This is a genomic window from Caballeronia sp. SEWSISQ10-4 2 (assembly GCF_030464885.1).
Taxonomy (GTDB): Bacteria; Pseudomonadota; Gammaproteobacteria; order Burkholderiales; family Burkholderiaceae; genus Caballeronia.
In genome coordinates this window covers 65,754-82,684 of record NZ_JALPRJ010000011.1, presented here as the reverse complement: position 1 = coordinate 82,684, position 16,931 = coordinate 65,754, and the positions used below count along the sequence as shown (strand labels likewise).

Genomic DNA, 16,931 nt, shown 5'->3' with positions numbered 1-16,931 from the left:
CGGCTCAGGCTCCAAGCGCCGTAACGGCTTGTTCGAAGCCGGAACGCACGACTTCAATGTCGCTCGCGGCCACCACGAAATCAAAGCCCATCGCGCGAGCGGCAAGCGCGTCTTGCGTCGAGCCGGTGTAGATGCCGCACGGAAGATGGCTGGCGCGGGCGGCTTTCAAAATGCGCGCGCAGTCCTGTTCGATCACGTCCGGCATCACATCGCCCCGCGACAAAGACAGGTCGCCCGTGCCGATAAACAGATATCCCAACCCTTCCACGGCGGCGATCGCCTCGACTTGCTCCACGCCCGCAACCGTTTCGATCATCACGCCGATCGAGATGCGCTCGCCGTCGTTTTTCATCGCTGCGATGCCGGCAATCAGCGGCCTGACGCCGCCTGCCGAGCGCTGTCCGAAGGGTGGATAGCGGCCGAAGGAAACGGCGCGGCTGGCTTCATCGGCGGATTCGACCAGCGGAACCAGTGCCGACGCAGCGCCGGCGTCCAGCGCTTCGGCAATCGCCTGGGCCGAGTTCTCGCCCACGCGCACAATCACCGGAACCTGATACCGCATCTGGCCGATCACCGCTTCGAGTGCGGTGCGTTCCCACAACCCATGCTGCCGGTCGATCACGATCAAATCCGGCGCGGCAGTCATGCCAATCTCCACGAGCGGTGTGCTGCCCATCGCGAACCACGCGCACGACAGAGCGCGTTTTTCCGCGAACGCTTTTTGCAGCGACCGGGGCGCGGGGCGGACATCGGGAATTGTTTGCATCGTATAGTTGCAAGGACTTCTTCAAAAACGGTTGAAACGCGTTCAATCAGTCGATCTGAAACCACGTTTACGAAATTCTGAATTCAGATTATTGAGTTCAAAATTGGGCGTCAAGCGTTTTCAACTTCCCTCCGCCGCGTCGCGGTTCGACTCAAGCAGCGCCCGGATCAGGAACATCTCGGTTTCGTGCGTCGAGCAGATTTGCGCCCATGCGTCGTCGGATTGCGTAGCAAGCCGCCACGTGAAGAGCGTGATGACAGCCGTGCCTTCGGGATGCCCTAACGTGGGGCCGTCGAATACGCGCGCGGCATTACGAAATCGCAGGCCTTCTTCATTGCCGCCGACCTCGTAATCGATCGTCAGCGCGACCGGATCGGCATGAATTCGAACCCAGGTTTCAGCGCCCGTGAAGATCGATTCACCAACGAACGTCTGCGCCGCCACCGTTCTGCGCTTCCAGCTTCCCAGCGCCCATCGGCCTTGCCGCTCGCCGTCGGCCATCAATAAAAACGCTCGCTGAGCGTCAGCCTGAACGCGGATGCTGCTGCTATGACAATACGTGTCGATCACGGTGAGTTTCCGGGTAGTTTTTCAAAAAGGACGTGAACGCGAAAAACTGCGCTCAAAGCTTTTTGCAACATTCTGAATTCAGATTATTATCGGAAACAGTGTTCGTCAAGCGACGTTTCCAAATCGTTGTCCGCCTGTCCGACCGGAAGCAAAAATTCATGGATGTCTGCCTTTTTCTGATTGCGACCGAGCGCGCCACGACTGAGATGGCGCAAACGGTCGATCCTCAGACGATTCACGACATTGCCGCGACCTTCCCCGGCATCAAGCGCGTCGTGGTCCATATGCCCGTGGAAGGCGGTGCGAACGATCCGTATCTGCACGCCGAAGCGCCGCCGCGTTGCACGCTGCAGCTTTATTTCGACAGTATCGATGCATTGGAAAACGTCTTGCGCGAAGGCGGCAAGGCGCATGCGCTATTGAATTTGCCGGGGTTGAAAGAATGCGATCTGACGCAGCAGGTCATGGCCGTGCGGCGCTTTCCGGTGCCCGATCCGGGCTCGCTACCGGCCGATGACACGCGCTGCTCTTACATGGTCAGCTACGAGGGTCCTGCGGAAGATTTGAATGCGTGGCTGGGTCATTACATCGATAGTCACCCGCCGATCATGGCCCGTTTTCCCGGTATTCGGGAGATCGAGATCTACACACGGATGGATTATCGCGGCGCGCTGCCGGTTGCGCGATCGAACGCGATGCAGCGCAACAAAGTGGTCTTCGATTCGCCGGACGCGTTAAACGCCGCGCTGGCGTCGCCGGTGCGCCACGAGATGCGCGCCGACTTCAAGAACTTCCCGCCGTTCAGCGGCGCGAGCCCGCATTTCCCGGCGATCAGCATTGCGCGCGACTTCAAGAACGCCTGACGCGCGAGCTTGGCTCAGCTTTCAGCAAAGGGCCGGCGTGCTGGCCACACGCGCCAGCCGATGAAAATTGCGATCGAAATAAATCAAGCCGTCACCGTCGTGGCGCACCACCATGTCGGCCACTTCCACAAACATCACCGAGTGCGACCCGACCGTCTTCCTTTCGACAATACGGCCTTCCAGGCTCGCGAGGGCATCGGCCAGAACGGGCGTGCCGAGGAGCCCCGCAGTCCAAGTCTGCTGCTCGAAGCGCGCGTTCATCGGCAACTTGGTCATGCCGGCGAAGTGCCGCGCGAGTTCCTGATGATTACCGGGCAGCACATTGATGCAGACATGGCCATTCCCCGCGAACACCGCGTGCGCCGCGCTCGACTGGTTCACGCAGACGAGCATGGTGGGCGGGCTATCCGTTACCGAACAGACCGCGCTCGCGGTGATGCCGCACCGGCCGTGCGGGCCATCGGTCGTAATGATGTTCACGGCCGCCGACAGATGCGCCATGGCTTCGCGGAACAACTTGCGGTTATCGATTTCGTTCATGCTGTCTCCCGGCTTACGGATACGGCGTGATCGCGGGCGCAATGCCCGCGAAAATGGCGCCCGCGCCGTCGTAGGTCGCTTCGCCCAGGAAGGCGTGCTGCGTGACGACCATGGAATCGCGAACGAGGTGCTGCATCCGGTTGTTCCGGTAGATTGCCGCGACACCGGCCAGCCGGTAAGCCTGCTGGACCACATCCGCACACACATGGGCCGCGTGCGTGGCGCTCAGGCGCAACAGGCTCGCTTGCTCGAGCGTAACCGGGTGACCGGCCATGATCGCGTCCCAGGCATCCTCGGACGCTTGATAGAAGAACGCGCGGGCGCTGCGCCATTGCGCTTCAGCGCGACCCAGCTCGATGCGGAAGTACGCGCGATCCGCCAGGCGCGGCGCGCCGGTCGTGGTTTTCGTGCCGCCGGAGATCTCCGCGGCCAGATCGAGCGCCGCGCGTGCCAGTCCGACGTTGACCGCCGCGTGAACTTCGGCCTGATACGAAACAGCAGGATATCTGTACAGGGGTTCATCGATCACCGCGCTGCTGCCGCGCACGAAGGTCCACGGATCGGCGACGAACTTGTCTTTCAAACGCAGATCATGGCTGCCCGTGCCCTGCATGCCGACCACATTCCAGTTATCGACGATCTCGACTTCTTCCGCGCGAAACACCGCCGTCAGCGGCTTGCCGGCGCTCGGACTGTCGCTGGCTGCGGGCGCCCCGCCAATGCCCACGCCGATCCAGTCCGCGCCCTTACAGCCGCTCGCGAAGTGCCATTGGCCGCTCACGGTCCAGCCGCCTGCTGCGGCAACGGCGGGTTGTATGGGGTAAAGACCGCCGGCGAACACCTGGTCCGGGCCGCTCGCGTAGATTTCACGCTGGGTTTCCACGGGCAACGCCGCGAGATATACATTGGCGGAGCCAAACGCAGCCACCCACGCCGCCGACCCGTCCGCCACCGCGATGCGTTCCAGCACGCGCAGGAAATCAGCGGGTGCGAGCGCGTCGCCGCCGAAACACTTTGGCGTGCTTGCGCGGAAAATACGGGCACGTTTCATGGTCGCGATCATGTCGCGAGGAACGTGCGAGAGCTGATCGAATTCATCGCGGCGCGCGGCGATTTCGGCGATGACATCGTCCAGGGCGAGCGGATTGGCAATCGCGCTCGATGCGTGGGTGAGGGTCGCCAGCTTGGGATCGTCTGCGAGGTTCATCGGGAGCTCCGGCGTGGGTTTGTATCGGTGAAATGACTTGCCCTCAAGATAGAATCGCCCCACACATGCGTCAAATTCGCACCAATAATGGATGCCATGAACCCGACGAATAGCGGCCTCACCGACCTCAACCTGTTGCGCGTATTCCTTGCGATCTGGGACTTGCGCAGCCTCACCGCGGCGGGCGAACGGCTCGGTTTGACGCAACCCGCCGTGAGCCATTCGCTGCGGCGCCTGCGCACCTTGTTCGACGACCCCCTGTTCGTCCGGACGCCGCAAACCATGGTGCCGACCGAGGCCGCAATCCGCCTTCACGGTCCGCTCGATGAAGCGTTCAGCATCATCAGTCTTGCCATGCAGGCGCACGGCCACTTCGATCCCGCGACCGCGTCACGCGTGTTCAAGATCTCGATGTCGGATATGTCGGAGTTCTACTTCCTGCCGCCGTTGCTCGCCGCATTGGAAAGCACGGCGCCGAAGATTCGCTTCGAGATCGTGCAGTTCGCGTCCGAGTCGGCGGGTGCCGCCATGCGCGCGGGCGAGATCGATCTTGCGCTCGGCTACGTGCCCGGGCTGGAGGAAGGCTGCATCAGCGACACGCTGTTCTCCGACGAACACGTGTGCCTGATTCGCGCGGGACATCCGCTGAAGGTGAAGAAGGCGTCGAAGGAAGATCTGGCCGGTTTGCGATACGTCTATGCAAGCTCGAACGCCACGGGGCATCGGATGATCGAGCAATGGCTCGCGGAACTCGGCATGGAGCGCGATATCGTGCTGCGCCTGCCGCATTTCACGGTGGCGCCGGAGATTGTTCGGAGTACGGATCTCGCGGTGATATTTCCGCGCAGCATTGCCGAGCGCTTTAATCGTGGGCGCGCGTTCCGGTTGCTGCCGTTGCCCTTCGATCTGCCGGCCATCGAAGTGAAAATCCACACGCATGTGCGCTTCGCAAGCGATGCCGGCATTCAGTGGCTGCGCGATGTCCTGATGGACATGTTCGCGGTACAGCCGTGACGTTACTGCCTGTAGCTGGTGTCGGCGCGATCCAGGCGGCGAATCAATGCGTCCAGAACCTGATCTCCGCCGCCGAAGCGTGGGTCGTATTGAAGCGCGTCGCGTGTCGAGCGCTCGCTGATTTTCGGATCGACAAGCAGCGTTTTGCCGCGCATGGAATGGGTCGCGAGCTGAATTTCGCACGCGCGGTTCAAAGTCCAGATCAGCACGAAAGCATGGCCGAGCGTGGCGCCATGCGCGAGCAAGCCGTGGTTGCGCAGGATCATCAGCCGCTTGTTACTCAACGACGCCACCATGCGCGATTTTTCTTCATCGTGGACGGTCGTGCCTTCGAACGTGTGATACGCGACCATGCCGTGCAGTTGCGACGAATAGATGTTGTTGTCTTCCAGCCCCTCCTCCATGCAGGCAACCGCGACGCTTGCCGTGGTGTGGATATGCATGACGCAATGCGCATCCGGGACATTGCCGTGGACGGCGCTGTGGATGGTCAGGCCGGCCGGGTTGACGGGGTACTGACTGGCGCTGAGGACTTTGCCGGTCAGGTCGATCTTCACCAGATTCGATGCGGTGACTTCGTCGTAGGCGAGTCCGAACGGGTTGATAAGGAGTTGATCGTTGGTGCCCGGCACGCGCAGCGTGATGTGGTTGAAGATCAGTTCGTGCCAGCCCAGCATGAAGAACACACGATAGGTCGCGGCCAGTTTAAGACGCGCAGCCCATTCGGAATCGGTGCAAACGATCGGACGCGTTTCGGCGGTTTCCAGGACGGTCATGTTCAGCTCCAAGTCGGCTTCACTTAGTTTCAAGCGGATAAGGAATTCTGAATTCACTTTATCAGAACGAATTTTTTGCGTCCATTATTCGTTGGCGTGGCTTTTTCAATGCGCAATACATTTGGTAACAAAGATCAGAGCGCGGTCACTGCGGTTTAATGCTGTCTTAAGTCTCGCGTTTTAGCATTGATCTCATTGATCCCCCTGTAGTACCCCTCTTCAGGCCGCTTTATGCGGCCTTCTTTTTTTAGGTACGACGGATGAAGACCCTATGGCGTTTGTGCGCAGTAGCCGTATGCCTGGTCGGTGGAGTCGGCATCGCGGTATGGGTGTTTTCCGTGTTCGTGCGTTTCGCCTGATTCACGCGCGCTTCATCTGCGCTTGCATGTTGAATGCAAGCTTCATCGGTTGCCATTCAGCGCTAGTTGCATTCGGCAGCGGGCGTTGAAAACTCGCCATCAACGCGTTCCACTCTGTCACGCGCGGATGAACATCCGCCCCTGCCACGAGTTTGTCGAAGCTGAAGTCAGGCTCCGTTTCAATCAACATCATCAGCCGCGTTTCACGCCGCCAGATCGTCATATCGATGATGCCTGACGCCCGCAATGCATCCAGCACTTCAGGCCAGACCGCTTCGTGATATCGATCGTATTGCGCGATGACCGCGGGGTCATCGCGGAGATCGAGTGCGAGGCAATGGCGCATGATGTTCGTGCTCATGGCTTAAGCCGCCGCGCGGGCATCGACGGAAACATGCGTGCGCTGCGTTGCCTGGATAGCGTCCCAATCCCAGTCGATACCAATCCCCGGCTCCATCGGCGCGACGGCATAACCTTGCTCGATCCGGACCAGCTTGCCGGTCAGCGCATCGAGTTGCGGAATGTATTCGAGCCATGTCGCGTTCGGCACAGCCGCGCACAAACTCACATGCAACTCCATCAGGAAGTGCGGGCAGATGGACACGTTCATCGTTTCCGCCAGATGCGCCACCTTGAGCCACGGCGTGATTCCCCCGACGCGCGCGACATCGGCCTGCACGATCGAGCATGCATCCGCTTTCAGATAGTCAGCGAATTGCGCCGGGTGATACATCGATTCCCCCACTGCAATGGGCACCGAACTCGACGCGCAAAGCCGCTGATGTGCAGCGATATTTTCAGCCGGCATCGGCTCTTCCAACCACGCCAGGCGCAACGGTTCAAACGCGTGAGCGCGGCGAATGGCTTCGGATAACGTGAAGCCCTGGTTGGCATCGATCATGATCTCGAAGTCATCGCCCATGGCGTCGCGCACGGCTGCGAGCCGTCTCGTGTCTTCCGCCAGATGCGGCCGGCCGACCTTGATCTTCGCGCCGTGAAAGCCGGCATCGCGAGCCTGCAAGGTTTGATCGACAAGCTCCGCCTCCGATAAATGCAACCACCCGCCTTCCGTCGAATACGTGCGCGTGCGCGGCTTCGATCCGCCTGCTGCAACCCACAGCGGCAGGTTCGCCACGCGTGTGTTGCGGTCCCACAAAGCGGTATCGATTGCGGCAAGCGCCAGGCTCGTAATCGCGCCGACCGCGGTCGCGTGCGAGTGGAAAAACAGGTCGCGCCAGATGGCTTCGTACTCGGCGGGGTCTCGCCCGATCAGGCGCGGCGCGAGATGATCGTGCAGCAACGCGACGATGGACGATCCACCCGTGCCAATGGTGTACGTATAGCCCGTGCCCACGCTGCCATCGCTGCAATGGAGGGTGACCAGCACGGTTTCCTGCACCACGAACGACTGGATCGCGTCCGTGCGTTTGACCTTGGGTTGAAGGTCGACCTGACGGATGTCGACGGTGTCTATCGTTGTCATTTTTTGATTTCCTTTAAAGCGTGTTCAGCCTTTCACACCACCGAGCGTCAAGCCCGCGATCAGATGTTTTTGCACGATGAACGTCAGCACGATCGCCGGAATGATGATGATCACGGCCATCGCGCACATGCCGGCCCAGTCGACAGAAAACTGCGCCGTGAAGTCCATCAGTCCGACGGGCAGCGTCTTCGTATCGGGGCTTCGGCACAATTGCGTGGCAAGCGCGAACTCGTTCCAGCTAGTGAGAAACGCAAAGATTCCCGCCGATGCAATCCCGCTCTTCGCAAGCGGCAACTCGATGCGCCAGAACGCCTGCCAGCGGTTACATCCATCAATCTGCGCGGCCTGCGATAACTCGATAGGCACCTCGCGAAAGAAGCCATCGATGAGCCATACGGTGAAGGGCACATTCATCGCGAGATAAACGAGGATCACGCCTATGCGCGTATCGAGCAGGCCGGTCCACGCCCAAAGCATGAAGATAGGCAGCGACAACGCGATGCCCGGAATCGCGCGCGTGAGCATCAGCGCCACGAACATGACCTGCTTGTGCCTGAACTCAAAACGCGCGAATGCATAACCGCCGAGCACGCCGACCGCGAGCGCGGCAACTGTGCTGACACAAGAGATGATCAGCGAATTGACGAAGTACTGACTGATGGGCAACGACGCCATCTGACCGTAGCCGAACATGCTTTTGAAGTTGTCGAGCGTGTAACTCGCGCCGACCAGCGGCGATTGATTCGAGAGGATCGCGACGTTCGAACGGAACGCGTTGAGCACGACCCATAGCCCCGGCAAGCAGATGATCGCCATCACGATAAACACGCCGAACCACATGGCCGACTTGCGCACGAGCGCGCCCTTGATTGCCATATCGCTCATGATGTCAGGCAGGCCCCATGTGTTTGCGCGCGCCGCTCAGCTTGCGGAAGAAATACAGCGTGAAGAGGATGGACACCAGCACCGAGACGTACGCAATCGCGTTCGCGTAACCCATGCGAGAGTCGTCGTAGGCGATGCGGCCAACCATCGTCCAGAGCAACTCCGTGCGTCCGCCCGGACCACCGTTTGTCATGATGCGCACGATGTCGTAGGCACGGCCCACATCGAGCGAACGGATCGTCATGGAGATATAGATGAACGGCATCAGGTACGGCAGCGTCACATAGCGGAATGTCTGCCATGACGTGCAGCCGTCCACCTTCGATGCTTCGATAGGGTCTTTCGGCAACGCCATCAAACCGGCGAGCAGGATCACCGCGAAGATAGGAGTGGAATTCCAGACCTCGGCCGCGATCAACGACGCCAGCGCGGAGTTGGCATCGACGAGAAAGGGAAACGCCGACTTTGCGCCGAACAGCGTCTGCATCAGGTTATTCACGATGCCCGTGCTGTCGTTGAGCATGAACTTGAACTGGAAGCCGACAAGCACGGGCGAGAACATCATCGGGAACATCATCACGGTGCGCAGTGCGCGCTGCCCTTTCGTCACCTGGTTAAGCAGCAGGGCCACGCCGAGGCCGAGCAGCAGTTCGAGATTCAGCGCAATGGTGAGGAACAGGATCGTTCGGCCGAACGCCGCCCAGAAGTCGCCGTTCGAGAATGCGCGTTCGTAGTTGCGCCAGCCGATCCAGTGCGACAGCGTATCCGGATCGGTAAGGCGATACGCCGTGAAGCTCGTATAAAACGAGAACAACAGCGGCAGGATCACCACGATCCCCACCGCCAGGAACGCGGGCATGAGCAGCTTGATCGGCAGCGGTATCCGCCTGCGCGGTACGGCTAACACAGGCTCGCCGCCGATCGAATAAGGCGTGTTGGATTGCATGTTGATCGTCGGTTACTGGTTATCGGCCGCATCCTGCATGATGTCCGCGACCTTCTTCGCCGCTTTATCCAGGGCTTGCTGCGAGGTTTCATCGCCGATGATCGCCTTCTGCAATTCCGGCCACAACGCATTGGAAATCTCGTTCCATTGCGCGATGCGCGGCGGCGTGAACGAGTCTTCCTTGGCGGCCTGACTGAAGGTCGCGACCGCGTCCGCCATGAAGTGATCGTCCTTCGTCTTGAACTCCTGCACGATGGCCTGCTGCGCATCGATGCGCGAAGGAATCGAGCCGAGGCGCGCTTCGACCATTTGCGAATCCTTGCTCGTCAGGAACTGGATAAAACTCGCCGCCACTTCCGGCCGCGCACAGACCTTCGTGATCGAGAAGCTATGCGAACCCGACCAGCCCGGCCGCTTGTTACCCGCGCCAAGCGGGGCACGCACCACGCCGACGTTGCCAGCGAGCTTCGAGGTCTTCGGATCGTTATAGAACGATGCAAAACCCGGCCAGTCGAGATCGAGCGCGACCTTGCCCGATGCAAAGTTGTTGCCGAGATCGTCCCAGACGTAACTCGGTACGCCCTTCGGCACGACGCCCGCCTTGTAGAGATTCACGAACCAGTCGAGCGTCTTTACGCCGGCCGGCGAATTGAAGGTCGGCTGCATCTTGGCATCGAGTAACTGACCGCCATTTGCCACCAGCAACGAATAGAACGTGCCCGTCAGCGCTTCATCCTTGCCGGGGAATTGCGTACCGTAGAAGTTCGGCGCCTTCGTGAAGAACGTCGCCTGTTGTGTGAACTCGGCGAAATTCTTTGGCGGCGTGAGGTCCTGACCGAACTTCTTCTTATAGGCATCGCGATTCGCCGGATCGGCGTAAGCGGTCTTGTTGTAATAGAGCGCTTCTATATCCGTCGATCGCGGGATCTGCACAAGCTGGCCCTTCACCTCGGACTGCTTTAGCAACGCAGGCGCGAAGGCTGCGAGATAGCTCGCGGGGAACAGGCCCTTGAGATCGCGGAAGATCGGGTATTGAGCCGAAAAATTCGTATGATTCGACGACACGCAATAGTCGATATGCTGAGATGCAATGTCCTGCTTCAACTCGCGATCCAACTCGAAGTGGCTCTTGCGCGAGACGATCTCCACCTTCGCGCCGGTCTCTTTTTCCCATAGCGGAATGCGCGTGTAGAGCGCTTCATATTGCACGCCGCCGATCAGCTTGACCCGCAGCGTATAGCCCTTGTATTCGTTGTCGGCACGTGCCACCGTGGTGGCAATCAAACCCGCTAAAGCCAGTACCGACACGGCGATCTTCAGTCCGGTTTTCATCGAATCCCTACCCATGATTCATCTCCTTTGTTATGAGCCGTGACGTCGAGCGGGACGGCTTTCGTGTGGTTTTTTGCGTGGTTATTCAGCGCAGCCGGCGGCTGGTTTTGGTATCGAAGACGAGGGTGTTGTCCAGCTCGGCATCGAGCCGGATGCCCTGCTCCGGGCGCAACAACAAACGGCCGTTCGCGATGACGCAACAACGCTGCCCCGCGACCGTGCCAAATAACTCGGTGGACGCGCCCGTCGGTTCGACTACATCGACGATGAACGGAATGCCGCCCGTCTCCGCTACCAGCAGGTGCTCCGGCCGCACACCGACCGTTACTTCCTGGCCGTCACGAGCGTTGACCACCGGCACCCGCAACGAGAAATCGCCGATACGTACCCTCGCGCCGCTGCCTTGCAACTCATAGCGGCCGCTAAAAAGATTCATCGACGGTGAGCCGATAAAACTCGCGACGAACAGGTTGTCGGGGTCATCGTAGAGTTCGAGCGGCGCACCAATCTGCTCGATCACGCCGCCATTCAGCACGACGATGCGGTCCGCCATCGTCATCGCTTCGATCTGATCGTGGGTGACATATACGGTGGTTGCGCGCAGGCGCTGATGCAGCGCCTTGATCTCTGCCCGCATCTGCACGCGGAGCTTTGCGTCGAGGTTAGAGAGGGGTTCGTCGAAGAGAAAAACCTTGGGGTCGCGCACGATCGCGCGGCCCATTGCCACGCGTTGCCGCTGACCGCCCGACAAGTGGCGCGGATAGCGTCCGAGTAAATCCTGAAGCCCAAGAATGGTCGCTGCCTGATTCGCGCGCGCCGCGATTTCATCGGGCTTCAGATCGCGCAGCTTCAGTGCGAACGTCAGGTTCTCCAGCACGCTCATATGCGGATACAGCGCGTAGTTCTGGAACACCATCGCGATGTCGCGATCCTTCGGCGGCAAGTCGTTGACCACGCGGCCATCGATCAGAATCCGGCCATGTGTCACGCCCTCCAGCCCCGCCAGCGCGCGCAGCAATGTCGACTTTCCGCAACCGCTCGGACCTACGAGCACGAGGAATTCGCCGTCTGCAACCGTCAGGTCGATCTGCTTCAACACCTGTACGGCGCCGAACGACTTCTGCACCTGTTTGAATGCCACCTCAGCCATCAGCGTTGCCTCCAATGCGAATCACTCCGCGCTGCGGATTTCGTGTCTCGCACATCTCGCGGACCACTTTTCCACCGATTCAATTTATTTTAAAGATAAAACGATCTTTCATATATGAATTTTCATCGGTGTTTTCCCGATACCCGCAGAAGACCTTTTCCGTCGACGATGGCGTCGAACGTGAAGGTTTCGCCGGTCTACAATCACGCCATATAGAAGGCGGACACTTGGCTTAGGGACGGAGGGGTTTTGGACAACACGCGATATTCGGCGCCGGCGCTCGAAAAGGGGCTGGACATCATCGAACTGCTGGCGGGTCATCCAGAGGGCTTGTCACTGGCTGATCTGGGAAAGACGCTCGGGCGCACCACAGCAGAGATTTTTCGCATGGTCGTCACGCTGGAGACGCGTGGCTATCTGCTGGCGATGGGCGATCGATACGTGTTGTCGTTGTTGCTGTTCCAGCTTGCTCATCGACATCAACCGGTACGGTCGCTGGTGACCACCGCGCTGCCGTTGATGACGCAACTCGCCAACGACGTCAGGCAATCGTTCCATCTATGCGTGTATCAGGACGGCCGCGTGTTGATTGTCGCGGGCGTGGAGAGCCCGGAGCGCTGGGGCTTTTCGTTGAAGGTGGGAACGCTGATCGGCATGACCGATACCGCTTCAGGGCAAGTACTGATGGCGTTCCAGGAAGAGCTGGAACGCAAGCGGATGCTTAAGCTGCATGTGCCCGTGGATGGAGAATTGCCCGTCGACGCAAAACAGCTTGCCGCGGATCTGGCACGGATCAAGGAACGCGGACATGCGCGCATGCCTAGCCGTCAGGTCAAGGGCGTGAAGAACCTCGCTTATCCGGTGTTTGGACGAAACGGGCACGCGATTGCTTCGTTGACGACGCCGTTCATAGAACGCATCGACAAAGCGCCCGTGCCTTCGATGAACGAGGTGGGGGAACGGATGAAAGCGGCAGTGCAAACGCTGACGGAGTTGATGGGGTTAAATGTGTATTGGGAGCCCGGTGTGGGCGTGAACTGAACCACGCGCAGTCCGTTCTGCCGCGTCGGAATTAATTAAATGGAGAATTGAATATGAACCTGGCCTTTTCCGCCGGCCCTATCGATCTACAGGCCGCGTTCGACGCCGTCACGGAGTATTGGTCTCCCAAGGTCGTAGCGCAGGTAAATGACCAATACGTGAAAGTTGCCAAGGTGCGGGGCGAACTGGTCTGGCACAGCCACGCGGGCGAAGACGAACTGTTCTATGTGGTTCGAGGGAATTTGCGGATCGAATACGAAGGCGAGCGAGCGGTCCATCTGCACGAAGGATCGATGCACGTTGTGCCCCGCGGCGTTTTGCATAATCCGGTCGCGGAAGAGGAATGCTGGATTGTATTGATCGAGCCGGTGACGACCAAACATACCGGCGATGTAGACAGCCCGCTCACGAAATCGCTTGCGCAGCAATTGGCGTGACTAAGCTTGATGAATCTGCAAAAAATCGCAGCGCATCCGGCGACCAGACGTCTCGCCTCGTCCAGCCGCCGGCACGCTACCTCTCCCCTCGTTAACTTCTAATTCGCTTCGTTTCACTCGCCGATTACACGCCCCCGTTGTTCTATCCCCGTCGCGTCGTCACCGGCTTCTCCTACGCTGAACTTGCGTCAGCTTGTCCCCGTCTGATTCGTTAGGCTTATTTAGCCACGAGTTTTTCGTCCGCGCATCCCCACTAAAGCAGGCATACAAATGGGCATGTGAGCTCTGAGCAGCCCAAGGCTCACGAGTACGATCGTGGAGTTTTGTAGTACCTGTGATCGCTAGGAAGGCGCCATCGATACGTTGAATGCATCCAAATCCGGTGGCAGCCGCTCGACCGCATAACCAAGGCGCACCCATTCGTCCAGCCCGCCGTATAAAACGCGAACGTTCACCGCGCCCTTTTCGAGCAACTGCTTGCGAACCTTTCTGACGGCCGCGTCGTTCGGATACATGCCGTAGACAACAATATGGCCCGCCGAAAGATTGGCATCCATAGTCCCCAGCGATTTCAAGTCAAGCAGCAAAGCCCCCGGAATTCGATACGACTCCTCGCGCCGAACCGACGCCGTGCGTGCATCGAGAATCAAGGGCGGCGTGCTTGAACGCATCATGCGGTCAAGCCGTTCCGGCGAGGCGATCCTGCGGCTCAGCCACTTTCGAAAACGCCAGCGCAGTACATATCGATACGTCAGGTACAGAACGGCAGCCATGACCAGCACGTCGAGTATCGATCCGCCGTGGGGCCTAAGCATCATCAGCAACATCGCGAGCTGCCGCTCGAACAACGCGCCGCCAAGCAACCAGAATGAAGCCCACGCCACTGTGCCCAAAGCGTCCCATGCAACAAACACTGCCGGGGCAATAAGCGTGGTGCCCATCAGCGGCGGCGTGATGAGCGCGAGACCGGGAACGAACTTCGATACCGCCACGATCGGCACGCCAAAACGCTCGAACAAGGCGCGCGTGGTCCGCACACTCGCATCGAGTGACAAGGACATACGCCCGAGGATATGAGTCAGACGGCGTCCATAGATGCGCCCCGCCGAAAACCACACACAGTCGCCGATCAGCGCTGCGAGCACCGCGGCACACAGTACGTGAGAGAACACCAGCGATCCGCCGGCGATCGCGGAACCGGCGAAGATAAGCACGGGGATAGCCGGCAGCGGTGCACCAAGCCGCGTGACCAGCACATTGGCGAAGACCGCCACGCTTCCCCAGTTTGCGATTGCCGATGCTGGAATTTGTATCAAGTACTCGCCTCCTGGAGCATTCGACCCCGCACTGCCGCCACTTCATTTCATCGTGTGTTCAAAGCTCACTGCCCTTCGGACTCCACGAGCGTCACGGGAATGCCGCCGCAGCCCGCGCTTCGCGCCACCTCGAGGCCGTGCCATGGCGATACCTCTCCGTGCGCTGCAATCATCGAATCGATTCGCTTGTCCGGCCGCAAGACATTGAATGGCCACGACGGCCGCAGCAGCCGCTCGTGAACCAGCGAGCCGAGCCAGATAGGTGTGGGTGGCTGTCCGCCCCGGTGCTGCACGGCATATTGAGTCGGCCAGAATCGCAAGACATCGCGTTCGTCGGCATTCATGTGAGCGCGCGTAAATATCAGCGCCGACGGCTCGCCATTGTTCAACCTCGGCAACACGGGTAGCGCCGTGGCCGCCACGTTCGGTGAAACAAGCGACAGGACGCTGTGCGTGGACAAACGCGTGCCTTCTGTCCACCCTCTGCGCTCCAATTGAACGCTGATCTGCTCAGCCGTCGCGGCCCATTGGACGGTGATCGGTTCGAGCCGGTCGCCGTCCATGCCTGACCGATAGCAAGAAAAGGTCCGCCACACGGTATCTGTCCATTGCAACGGCGTCACCACGATAGCGGGCGGTGCCGGTTCAGCCGCCATCGCCTCAAGGCTCGTCCTGAATTGCAACGCGACGCTTGCGCACACGACCGCCAGAACGGCCACCGGCATCATGGCGCGCGGCATCGGTTTCGCGGGGTATCGCCACACGGCGGTCAACGCAACAACAAAGACCCAGGTGGCTGCAAGGGCGGCTCCGCCGACTGCATCGGAGAAGGTGAAGTGGCCGAAATAAAGTCCCGAGAACGCGACCGCAACCAGGATGGCGACCGTTGCCATCGCGACCAGTATTCTCACCACGCCACCCACCCGACGCGCCAGCAAGAACGACAGGAATCCGTAGATCACGACACTGGCTGCCACGTGATTGCTGGGAAACGCGCGCAGGCTGGACGCCACCGCACCCGGCAGCGGACGCTGGATCGTGATCTGGATCGCCAGGATCAATAGCTGGGAGAACATGACGGCAGTCAGCCAGTACGCGACAGTGCGCCAGCGGCGTTCAAACGTCATCCACACGACTACCAGCACCGTCAGCGCAGCGAGGGTCGGTACGCTGCCCAGCGTCGCGAGCACGGCGAGGATCACGTCGCCCCACGAGGACCGGAACGACTGGAGAAAGCGATAGACCGACACATCGACCTGGACCAGCGACTCGCCGTGCGAGACGCCATGCAGCGTGGAAAAGAACACGGCGGCGGAAGCGAGCAGCAACACGGAAATGACCGCGATCAGCGTAGCGGCCTGATGCTTGGGATCCAGAATGCCGAGGACAAAGCGGCCCGTTGCGCCGTGATGGCGGCGTGCCCAATGCAGCAGACTTCGACGCGAGGAGTCCGTCCACGTCCGCGCATGCGACACAACGAGACTCGTCAGCCGGAACGTCAGCCAGGTTACGGCAACGAGAATGGCAAGCACGGCGACGAGCCGGAACGACACCGCCCCCGCCAGTTCGATTGATGCCCCGAAGACAACACCCGGAAGAATATGCACGGGCGCCCAGATCAGCGCCGAAACGATATTGATCACGAGGAAGCGCAGCGGCCGCATCCCTAGCGTCCCGGCCACGACAGGAACAACCGCCCGCAGCGGCGCGATGAAGCGCGCGAAGATTACGCTTTTTGCGCCGTGCGCTTCGAAGTAGCGTTGCCCCGCTGCCAGCATGCCGGGGTGTGCGCGGAACGGCCACAACTTAGCGATGGTTTCCTTATGGCTGCAGCCGAACCAGTAGCTTGCGGCATCGCCCGCTACGGCGCCTGCGATGGCGTAGGCGAATACCCAGCCGAGATTGAGCGAACCGGTGCCGACCAGCGCACCCGCAACGAACATGGCGGTGCTGCCCGGAACGAAGGTGCCGATAAACGCAATGGATTCGAAAAATGCTGCCAGTAATACGACCGTGAGAGCCCACGCGGGATGCCCCGAAAGCACATGCAGCAATTTGAAGTAGGCATGCTCCATCGGCATCTCCGGACCGTTTTTTCCTGGTTTTTTACTTTAAACAGATTATGTTCCTGACAAGCGGTTGTTGCGTCGGTCATGCCCGCCAGTTTCCGATGCCTTGCGTCGAGCGACAGTGGGAACAAGTACGCGAGGACTTTTAGTGTCGAGGCACGCTCTCTCGTCAAGCAA

Annotated in this window: 17 protein-coding genes; 4 read left to right on the top strand and 13 right to left on the bottom strand. The window is 60.0% G+C overall.

All coding sequences use genetic code 11. The features are described 5' to 3' along the window. Positions 1-4: 4 nt before the first annotated feature. Positions 5-766 carry an HpcH/HpaI aldolase/citrate lyase family protein gene (locus M0D69_RS09945; protein WP_301781856.1) on the bottom strand — a complete coding sequence of 254 codons (762 nt, stop codon included), beginning with the start codon at positions 764-766 and terminating at the stop codon, positions 5-7. A 120-nt stretch (positions 767-886) separates the two neighbouring features. Next, positions 887-1,336, bottom strand: coding sequence for a hypothetical protein (locus M0D69_RS09940; RefSeq protein WP_301781855.1), 450 nt, complete (start codon positions 1,334-1,336; stop codon positions 887-889). Between the two features lie 158 nt (positions 1,337-1,494). Between M0D69_RS09940 and M0D69_RS09935 the strand changes: the two genes are divergently transcribed. After that, positions 1,495-2,199, top strand: coding sequence for an EthD family reductase (locus tag M0D69_RS09935; RefSeq protein WP_301781854.1), 705 nt, complete (start codon positions 1,495-1,497; stop codon positions 2,197-2,199). 21 nt (positions 2,200-2,220) lie between these two features. On the opposite strand, the gene hpaC is transcribed toward M0D69_RS09935, so the two are convergent. Beyond that, positions 2,221-2,739, bottom strand: a complete 519-nt coding sequence (gene hpaC, locus M0D69_RS09930) for a 4-hydroxyphenylacetate 3-monooxygenase, reductase component (protein WP_301781853.1) — start codon at positions 2,737-2,739, stop codon at positions 2,221-2,223. A 13-nt stretch (positions 2,740-2,752) separates the two neighbouring features. Further along, positions 2,753-3,946 carry an acyl-CoA dehydrogenase family protein gene (locus M0D69_RS09925; protein WP_301781852.1) on the bottom strand — a complete coding sequence of 398 codons (1,194 nt, stop codon included), beginning with the start codon at positions 3,944-3,946 and terminating at the stop codon, positions 2,753-2,755. A 96-nt stretch (positions 3,947-4,042) separates the two neighbouring features. On the opposite strand from M0D69_RS09925, the gene M0D69_RS09920 reads away from it, so the two are divergent. Further along, positions 4,043-4,960: a LysR family transcriptional regulator gene (locus M0D69_RS09920; protein WP_301781851.1), complete on the top strand. Its 918-nt coding sequence runs from the start codon at positions 4,043-4,045 to the stop codon at positions 4,958-4,960. A 2-nt stretch (positions 4,961-4,962) separates the two neighbouring features. On the opposite strand, the gene M0D69_RS09915 is transcribed toward M0D69_RS09920, so the two are convergent. The 7 genes from M0D69_RS09915 to M0D69_RS09885 form a co-directional block, all read right to left on the bottom strand. Next, the gene (locus M0D69_RS09915) at positions 4,963-5,736 is read right to left on the bottom strand and encodes a class II aldolase/adducin family protein (protein ID WP_301781850.1); all 774 of its coding nucleotides are present in this window, start codon (positions 5,734-5,736) and stop codon (positions 4,963-4,965) included. 360 nt (positions 5,737-6,096) lie between these two features. After that, entirely contained in the window at positions 6,097-6,456 is a 360-nt protein-coding gene (locus tag M0D69_RS09910) for an L-rhamnose mutarotase (protein WP_301781849.1), read from the bottom strand. 3 nt (positions 6,457-6,459) lie between these two features. After that, positions 6,460-7,578 (bottom strand): mandelate racemase/muconate lactonizing enzyme family protein, encoded by a 1,119-nt coding sequence (locus M0D69_RS09905; protein ID WP_301781848.1) that lies wholly within the window; start codon positions 7,576-7,578, stop codon positions 6,460-6,462. Between the two features lie 24 nt (positions 7,579-7,602). Further along, positions 7,603-8,463 (bottom strand): carbohydrate ABC transporter permease, encoded by an 861-nt coding sequence (locus M0D69_RS09900; protein ID WP_301781847.1) that lies wholly within the window; start codon positions 8,461-8,463, stop codon positions 7,603-7,605. 4 nt (positions 8,464-8,467) lie between these two features. Then, positions 8,468-9,409 (bottom strand): carbohydrate ABC transporter permease, encoded by a 942-nt coding sequence (locus tag M0D69_RS09895; RefSeq protein ID WP_301781846.1) that lies wholly within the window; start codon positions 9,407-9,409, stop codon positions 8,468-8,470. A gap of 12 nt (positions 9,410-9,421) precedes the next feature. Beyond that, entirely contained in the window at positions 9,422-10,756 is a 1,335-nt protein-coding gene (locus tag M0D69_RS09890) for a sugar ABC transporter substrate-binding protein (protein WP_301781845.1), read from the bottom strand. A gap of 70 nt (positions 10,757-10,826) precedes the next feature. Then, positions 10,827-11,891 (bottom strand): ABC transporter ATP-binding protein, encoded by a 1,065-nt coding sequence (locus M0D69_RS09885; RefSeq protein WP_301781844.1) that lies wholly within the window; start codon positions 11,889-11,891, stop codon positions 10,827-10,829. A gap of 249 nt (positions 11,892-12,140) precedes the next feature. On the opposite strand from M0D69_RS09885, the gene M0D69_RS09880 reads away from it, so the two are divergent. Both M0D69_RS09880 and M0D69_RS09875 read left to right on the top strand, forming a co-directional pair. Continuing rightward, positions 12,141-12,932, top strand: a complete 792-nt coding sequence (locus M0D69_RS09880) for an IclR family transcriptional regulator (RefSeq protein WP_301781843.1) — start codon at positions 12,141-12,143, stop codon at positions 12,930-12,932. A gap of 53 nt (positions 12,933-12,985) precedes the next feature. Next, positions 12,986-13,369, top strand: a complete 384-nt coding sequence (locus tag M0D69_RS09875) for a cupin domain-containing protein (protein WP_047895019.1) — start codon at positions 12,986-12,988, stop codon at positions 13,367-13,369. A 341-nt stretch (positions 13,370-13,710) separates the two neighbouring features. On the opposite strand, the gene M0D69_RS09870 is transcribed toward M0D69_RS09875, so the two are convergent. Together M0D69_RS09870 and M0D69_RS09865 are read right to left on the bottom strand one after the other, a co-directional pair. Continuing rightward, a complete protein-coding gene (locus M0D69_RS09870) occupies positions 13,711-14,685 on the bottom strand; it encodes a VTT domain-containing protein (protein WP_301781842.1) in 975 nt (324 codons plus the stop codon). Between the two features lie 65 nt (positions 14,686-14,750). Next, positions 14,751-16,760 carry a bifunctional DedA family/phosphatase PAP2 family protein gene (locus M0D69_RS09865; RefSeq protein WP_301781841.1) on the bottom strand — a complete coding sequence of 670 codons (2,010 nt, stop codon included), beginning with the start codon at positions 16,758-16,760 and terminating at the stop codon, positions 14,751-14,753. Positions 16,761-16,931: the final 171 nt, after the last annotated feature.